Source organism: Variovorax sp. MPBD4-3 (assembly GCF_058809745.1).
In genome coordinates this window covers 21743-28349 of the sequence record NZ_JBXASW010000074.1, presented here as the reverse complement: position 1 = coordinate 28349, position 6607 = coordinate 21743, and the positions used below count along the sequence as shown (strand labels likewise).

The following is a 6607-nucleotide window of genomic DNA, read 5'->3' as shown; positions in this document are numbered from 1 at the left end:
ACCCCAACCCTCCCCCAGCGGGGGAGGGAGAGGAACGACCATGCCTGCTCCGTCCATCCGCCATCAGCTCTTCATCGACGGCCGCTTCGTCGACGCCGAATCCGGCGAGACGCTCGCCACGCTCAACCCGCACGACAACACGCCCATCGTCGATGTCGCGCTGGCCGGCAAGGCCGACGTCGACAAGGCAGTGGCCGCCGCGAAGCGCGCCTTCCCCAAGTGGAGCCGCATGGCCGCGGCAGACCGGGGCCGCATCCTGCTGAAGCTCGCCGACCTCATCGAGGCCAACGCCGAGGAGCTCGCGCGCCTCGAATCGCTGGACACCGGCCACCCCATCCGCGATTCGCGCCGGCTCGACGTGCCGCGCACGGCCGCGTGCTTCCGCTACTTCGGCGGCATGGCCGACAAGTTCCAGGGCGAGACCATTCCGGTGGAAGAGGGCTTTCTCAACTACACGCTGCGCGAGCCCGTCGGCATCGTCGGCCAGGTCGTGCCGTGGAACTTTCCGCTGATGTTCACCAGCTGGAAGATGGCGCCCGCGCTCGCGGCCGGCAACTGCATCGTGATGAAGCCGGCTGAGATAACGCCGCTGAGTTCGCTGCGCATCGCCGAGCTGATGGCCGAGGCCGGCCTGCCGCACGGCGTGGTCAACATGCTGCCCGGGCTGGGCAGCGTGGCGGGCCAGTACATCGCCGAGCATCCCGAGATCGCGAAGATCGCCTTCACCGGCAGCACCGCCACCGGCCGGCGCATCGTGCAGGCCAGCGCGGGCAACCTGAAGAAGGTGCAACTGGAGCTCGGCGGCAAGGGACCGAACATCGTGTTCGAGGACGCGAACCTGCAGGCCGCAGTCAACGGCAGCGCGTGGGCCATCTTCCACAACCAGGGGCAGGCCTGCATTGCGGGCTCGCGGCTGATGCTGCACGAGAAGATCGCCGATGCCTTCCTCGAGCAGTTCATACCGCTGGCCAGGTCGATCCGCCTCGGCAACCCGCTCGACGAGAACACCGAGATGGGGCCGCTCACCAGCGCGCAGCACCGCGAGCGCGTGCTGAGCTATGTGGAAGTGGCGCAGGGCGAGGGCGGCGAGCTGCTCGCCGGCGGCAAGTCGCCCGGCGGCGACCTGGCGAAGGGCTGCTACGTCGAGCCGACGGTGATGCGCGCCAGGTCATACAAGGACCGCGTCGCGCAGGAAGAAGTGTTCGGGCCGTTCGTCACCGTGCTCACTTTCAAGAATGACGAAGAGGCGATGCAGATCGCCAACGGCACCGACTACGGCCTCGGCAGCGGCCTGTGGACCGGCAACCTGCAACGCGCCCACAAAGTGGCGCGCGACCTGCACGCCGGCATGGTCTGGATCAACAGCTACAAGCGCGTGAACCCCGGCTCGCCCTTCGGCGGCGTCGGCCAGAGCGGCTACGGCCGCGAGATGGGGTTCGATGCGATGCGCGAATACACGCAGGTCAAGAGCGTGTGGGTGAACGTCGACGCGCAGATACCGCCGCACTTCGCGCGCTGACTGACTGGCCCCGGCCAGGCGGCATCAAAAACACAAGAGACGGAGACAACCATGACATTCAATCGCAGACAGTTCACGCAGGCCACGGCCGCGCTGGTGGCATCGGGCGCAACGCCGCTGGTGTTCGCGGCCGACACGCTGAAGATCGGCTATGTGTCGCCGCAGACCGGGCCGCTCGCGCCTTTCGGCGAGGCCGACAAGTGGGTCATCGACCAGATGAAGACCGCCTTCAAGGACGGCATCAGCGTCGGCGGCAGGAAATACGCGGTGCAGATCGTGCTGAAGGACAGCCAGTCGAACCCCAACCGCGCGGGCGAAGTAGCGAACGACCTGATCCTGAAGGACAAGGTCGCGCTGGTGCTCACCGCCGGCACGCCTGAGACCGCCAACCCGGTGAGCGATGCGTGCGAACTCAACGAGGTGCCCTGCATCTCCAGCGTGGTGCCGTGGCAGCCGTGGTTCTTCGGCCGCAAGGGCGACCCGGCGAAGGGCTTCAACTGGACGTACCACCTGTTCTGGGGGCTCGAAGACGTCATCGCCAATTTCACCAACGGCTGGAAGACGCTGGCCACCAACAAGAAGGTGGGCGGCCTTTTCCCGAATGACGGCGACGGCAATGCCTGGGGCGACAAGGAGCTGGGCTTTCCCAAGCCGCTCGCGCAGATGGGCTTCACGCTCACCGACCCCGGCCGCTTCCAGAACGGCACGCAGGATTTCAGCGCGCAGATCGCGGCCTTCAAGAGCGCGGGCTGCGAGATCGTCACCGGCGTGGTGATCCCGCCCGATGCCAAGACCTTCCTCACGCAGGCACGGCAGCAGGGCTTCAGGCCCAAGGTCATCACGCTGGGCAAGGCGCTGCTGTTCCCCGGTGCCATCGAGGCACTCGGCGATCTGGGCGACGGCCTGTCGACCGAGGTGTGGTGGAGCCCGTCGCACCCGTTCACCTCGAGCCTCACGCAGCAGAGCGCGAAGGCGCTGGCCGATGCCTACGAGGCCGGCGTGAAGAAGCAGTGGACGCAGCCCATCGGCTTCGCGCACGCGCTGTTCGAAGTGGCGGCGAATGCACTGGGGCGCGCGAAGTCGCTGAAGGCTTCTGACGTGCGCGACGCCGTGGCCTCGACCTCGATCAACTCGGTGGTCGGCCCGGTGAAGTGGGGCGGCCAGGGGCCCTTCAAGAACGTCAGCAAGACGCCGCTGGTGCTCGGCCAGTGGGGCAAGGGCACGAAGTACAAGGTGGAGCTGACCATCGTCAACAACGAGGCGGCGACCAGCATTCCCACCGGCGGCAAGCTGCGGCTGCTCTGACATGACGCTGCTGGCACTGCATGCCGTGAGCAAGTCGTACGGCGCGCTCAAGGTCACGGACGACATCACGCTGTCGGTGGCAGAGGGCGAGACGCTGGGCATCCTCGGGCCGAACGGCGCGGGGAAGACCACGCTGTTCAACCTGATCTCGGGCGACGTGCGCGTCGATGCCGGTCGCGTGGAATACGCGGGCCGCGACGTGACGCGGCTCAAGCCGCACCAGCGCTGCCATGCGGGCATCGGGCGCAGCTACCAGGTGCCGCAGCCCTTCGGCAACATGAGCGTGTTCGAGAACCTCGTCACGGCCGCCTGCTTCGGCGGGCAGCAGGCCGAGCGCGAGGCATGGCAGACGGCACACGAGGTGCTCTCGCAGACGGGCCTGATGGCGCATGCGAACAAGCCCGCGGGCGGGCTGACGCTGCTCGACCGCAAGCGGCTGGAGCTGGCGCGTGCGCTGGCGACGCGGCCGCGCCTGCTGCTGCTCGACGAGATCGCCGGTGGATTGACGGAGCCGGAAGCCGCCGTGCTGGTGGCGGAGCTCAAGCGCATCAAGGCGCGCGGCGTGACGATGATCTGGATCGAGCACGTGGTGCATGCGCTGCTATCGCTGGCGGACCGGTTGTTCGTCATCAACTTCGGGCAGAAGCTGGCGGAGGGCGCGCCGCGCGCGGTGATGAACGACGCGGAAGTGCGGCGGGTGTACATGGGGATGGAAGCATGAGCGCGATACGTCTTCGAATTGCTCCTTCCCCTTCCGGGGGAAGGTCGGGATGGGGGCACGGCGGCGCTGGTTTCGCCGTGGCGCCTCATCGAACGCCGCTTGCCCCCACCCCTGCCCTCCCCCAGTGGGGGAGGGAGAAATGCCGAATACCTCAGCGGCGCATCAACTCAGGCGACGCCAGCAGGAAGGTATTCCACTCCTGCGGGTTCTTCGCCTGCGCCAGCGCCTCGCGCGTGTCCGCGCTCAGCCCGCCCTGCATCGCACGCACCGCGCGCGACTCGGCCAGTTGCGGGAACGCGGGTTTCTCCAGCGGCGCCTTGTCGTCCGCCCTGAACAGCACCGCGCCGTTCGCGCCGATGGCCCGCGCGATCTCGAAGCGCGTGTTCATCTGCCCGGCACTCGCCCATGCCACCTCGTTGAGCGGATAGCCGTCGGGCGTCTCGTGGCCGTACAGCGGCTCGCCCATGCGGTTGATCCAGTTGATCATCGGGTTCACGTTCAGTGCCACGCGGTCGTCGTAGGCGAGCCGCACGCCGGCGATCACGTAGTGCACCGGGTCGCGGAACTTGCGGCCCAGCGACGCAGTGAACTCGGGCGACTCGAACATCGCCTTCAGCGTGACGGCGATGTCGCCGTCGCTGCGCGTGAAGGCGGCGGCCATGCGGTCGACCAGCGCCTGCGGCGGATCGTCCGACACGAAGTACACGGCCAGCTTGCGCGAGATGAAACGCGCGGTGGCCGGCGCGCGCGCCAGGCGGTCGAGCGCCTCGTCGGCCTCGGCCAGGCCGTGGCTCTGAATCGGCTGGCCCAGCAGTGTCTTCGGCCCGTAGTCATGCCGGTTGGGGTTGAACTCGAACAGGCCCTTGCGCACATAGTCCGCGCGCACCGCGGGGCGGATGTTCGGCGGCGGCGCGTCGAGCGGTGCGCTGGTCACGCCCACGCCGGTGAGCACGCGCGCGAGTTCCTGCACGTCGCCCTGCGAATAGCCGCTGCCCACGCCCAGCGTGTGCAGCTCCATCAGCTCGCGCGCATAGTTCTCGTTGATGCGGTTGGCGGCGTTCTGCGCGTTGTCGAGGTAGCGCAGCATCGCAGGGTGATGCAGCGTGGCGCCGAGCAGGTCGCGGAACTTGCCGAGCGCGTGCGGGCGGATGGCGTTCTCTTCGTAGTCGCCGACCATCGCGCGGATGTTGTCCTTGCGCAGGTTGACGTTGAAGTGGTTCATCCAGAACCAGGTCATCTGCTCCTGCAGCTGGTTCGGGGAATAGAGCGCGCGCAGCAGGAAGCGCGTCTGCGCCTCGCGCGCCAGCTGGTTGAGCTGTTGCTGGTAGGCCTGCCGCGCGGCCTTCTTCTGGTCTTCGTCGGGCAGCGCGTCCGCCGCCTTGCGCTGCGCTTCCAGCCCGATGACGAGCTGGTCGAGCGGCGTGTGCGAGATGGCCATCGCACCGATCTGCGCCTGTGCCGCAGGCGGCAGCGGCGCGGGGCGCGGATTGAGCTGGTCGCGCATCCAAAGCGCGAGGCCGCGTTGCGCCAGGTGCGCGTCGCTGCTGGCATTGGCGCCCCAGCTCACGCGGTCGAGCCAGCGCAGGCGCGTGGCGTCATTGACCTGCGTGGAAGGCAGCGACAGCGACACCAGCGGGCGCTGGCTGCCCGGCGTGCTCGCGCAGGCCGCCAGCAGTGCCAGCACGCAGGCGCCCAGCGCCAGCGACGCGCGACGCAGCGGCACCGATCCACCAGGGGTGGCCACCACCGCCCTCACTCCCTGCGCAGGTCGTGGTGACGCACGTCGCCGATGGCGTGCTGCGCGGCGTTGAGCGCCACGTCGACATGCGCCAGGCCGCGTTGCTGGAACGGGCGCGAGCGCGGGTCGTCTTCTTCGCGCGCCACGTCGGAGCGCACCTTGCGCAGCAGGTCGATGGCCGCATGCAGGCGGCCTTCGCGCGGCAGCCATGCATCGGTGGGCTCGCGCCATTCGACGGGCTTGCCGTCGAGCCATGCGGCGTGCTGCAGGTCGCCGATGGCGGCGTGGATCTCGTCGAGCACCACCATCTCGTCGCGCGAGACCTGACCGTCCTCCGGGCGGCGGTGGTCCACCTGCCAGGCCGCGGTGCGCAGGTCGGACAACGCGTGGAGGTAGAAAGGATGCCGGCCGTATTCGTCGGCCAGTGCCGGCAGGGAAGCCGCTGCCACGAGCGTGAACGTGGCGAGTGCGGTGACTAGGCTTTTCTTCTTCATCTTCGGAGCTCCTGATGGTGACAGTGATTGGAGATGCTCTCCTCAACCACCGTGCCCCGCCCCGCGTTGACGCTCTTTACCCTCGTAACGCCGCGCAAAGCCGGCGCCTAAGAGCCAGCTAAGTCAGGCTACAGACAGGCCCGCCGGTGCAGCACCGGCAATCTGGCGCAGCGCGCGCTCGAACACTTCGACGGGCTGCCCGCCCGAAATCAGGTGCTGGTCGTTGATGATGATCGCGGGCACCGAGTGGATGCCGGCGTCGGTGTACATGCGCTCGCGTTCGCGGGTTTCCTTGGCGTACTCGTCGCTCGCCAGGATCTCGCGGGCGCGGGCCGGGTCGAGCCCGGCTTCGGTGGCGGCGCGCACCAGCACCTCGGGGTCGGAGGGGTTCTGGCTGTCGGTGAAGTAGGCCTTCAGCAGCAGCTTCTTCAGCGCCGCCTGCCTGGCCGGGCTCTCCAGCTCGGCCCAGTGCAGCAGGCGGTGGGCATTGAAGGTGTTGTACACGCGCGGACGGCCTTCGGGGCTGAACTCGAAGCCAACGGCCGCGCCGCGCTGGCGGATCATCTCGCGCGACTGCGCCTGCTGCTCGCGCGTGGAACCGTACTTCTGGTTGAGGTGCTCGAAGGTGTCCTGGCCTTCGGGCGGCATCTGCGGGTTCAGCTCGAAGGGCTGGAAGTGCAGCTCCGCGGTGACGTCCGGCGCCACCTTCCTGAGCGCCGCCTCGAGCGAACTCAGGCCAACGGCGCACCAGGGGCAGGACACATCGGAGACGAAGTCGATCTTGAGGTGCGAGGAAGAAGGTGTGGTCATGGCGCCATTCTTCACGGCGC

At 68.2% G+C, this 6607-nt stretch carries 6 protein-coding genes; 3 read left to right on the top strand and 3 right to left on the bottom strand.

Annotated features, from left to right (window positions below; all coding sequences use genetic code 11):
• The first annotated feature begins 55 nt into the window (after positions 1 to 55).
• The 3 genes from AC1RVW_RS27460 to AC1RVW_RS27450 are packed head-to-tail and all read left to right on the top strand — an operon-like array spanning position 56 to position 3545.
• Positions 56 to 1519 (top strand): aldehyde dehydrogenase family protein, encoded by a 1464-nt coding sequence (locus AC1RVW_RS27460; protein ID WP_493203720.1) that lies wholly within the window; start codon positions 56 to 58, stop codon positions 1517 to 1519.
• Between the two features lie 51 nt (positions 1520 to 1570).
• Positions 1571 to 2824, top strand: coding sequence for an ABC transporter substrate-binding protein (locus tag AC1RVW_RS27455; protein ID WP_285413396.1), 1254 nt, complete (start codon positions 1571 to 1573; stop codon positions 2822 to 2824).
• 1 nt (position 2825) lies between these two features.
• Positions 2826 to 3545 carry an ABC transporter ATP-binding protein gene (locus AC1RVW_RS27450; RefSeq protein ID WP_493203718.1) on the top strand — a complete coding sequence of 240 codons (720 nt, stop codon included), beginning with the start codon at positions 2826 to 2828 and terminating at the stop codon, positions 3543 to 3545.
• Between the two features lie 151 nt (positions 3546 to 3696).
• Here the strand turns inward: AC1RVW_RS27450 and AC1RVW_RS27445 are convergent, their stop codons facing one another.
• The 3 genes from AC1RVW_RS27445 to AC1RVW_RS27435 all read right to left on the bottom strand — a co-directional run bounded on the left by AC1RVW_RS27445 (position 3697) and on the right by AC1RVW_RS27435 (position 6587).
• Positions 3697 to 5292 (bottom strand): DUF1800 domain-containing protein, encoded by a 1596-nt coding sequence (locus AC1RVW_RS27445; RefSeq protein WP_493203716.1) that lies wholly within the window; start codon positions 5290 to 5292, stop codon positions 3697 to 3699.
• A gap of 5 nt (positions 5293 to 5297) precedes the next feature.
• Positions 5298 to 5777, bottom strand: a complete 480-nt coding sequence (locus AC1RVW_RS27440) for a hypothetical protein (RefSeq protein WP_493203714.1) — start codon at positions 5775 to 5777, stop codon at positions 5298 to 5300.
• 123 nt (positions 5778 to 5900) lie between these two features.
• Positions 5901 to 6587 (bottom strand): DsbA family oxidoreductase, encoded by a 687-nt coding sequence (locus AC1RVW_RS27435; RefSeq protein ID WP_285414845.1) that lies wholly within the window; start codon positions 6585 to 6587, stop codon positions 5901 to 5903.
• Positions 6588 to 6607: the final 20 nt, after the last annotated feature.

Excerpts from the sequence above, each read along its gene's own strand:
- AC1RVW_RS27435 (WP_285414845.1), bottom strand. The coding sequence starts at position 6,587 with ATGACCACACCTTCTTCCTCGCACCTCAAGATCGACTTCGTCTCCGAT.
- AC1RVW_RS27455 (WP_285413396.1), top strand. The coding sequence starts at position 1,571 with ATGACATTCAATCGCAGACAGTTCACGCAGGCCACGGCCGCGCTGGTG.
- AC1RVW_RS27440 (WP_493203714.1), bottom strand. The coding sequence starts at position 5,777 with ATGAAGAAGAAAAGCCTAGTCACCGCACTCGCCACGTTCACGCTCGTG.
- AC1RVW_RS27450 (WP_493203718.1), top strand. The coding sequence starts at position 2,826 with ATGACGCTGCTGGCACTGCATGCCGTGAGCAAGTCGTACGGCGCGCTC.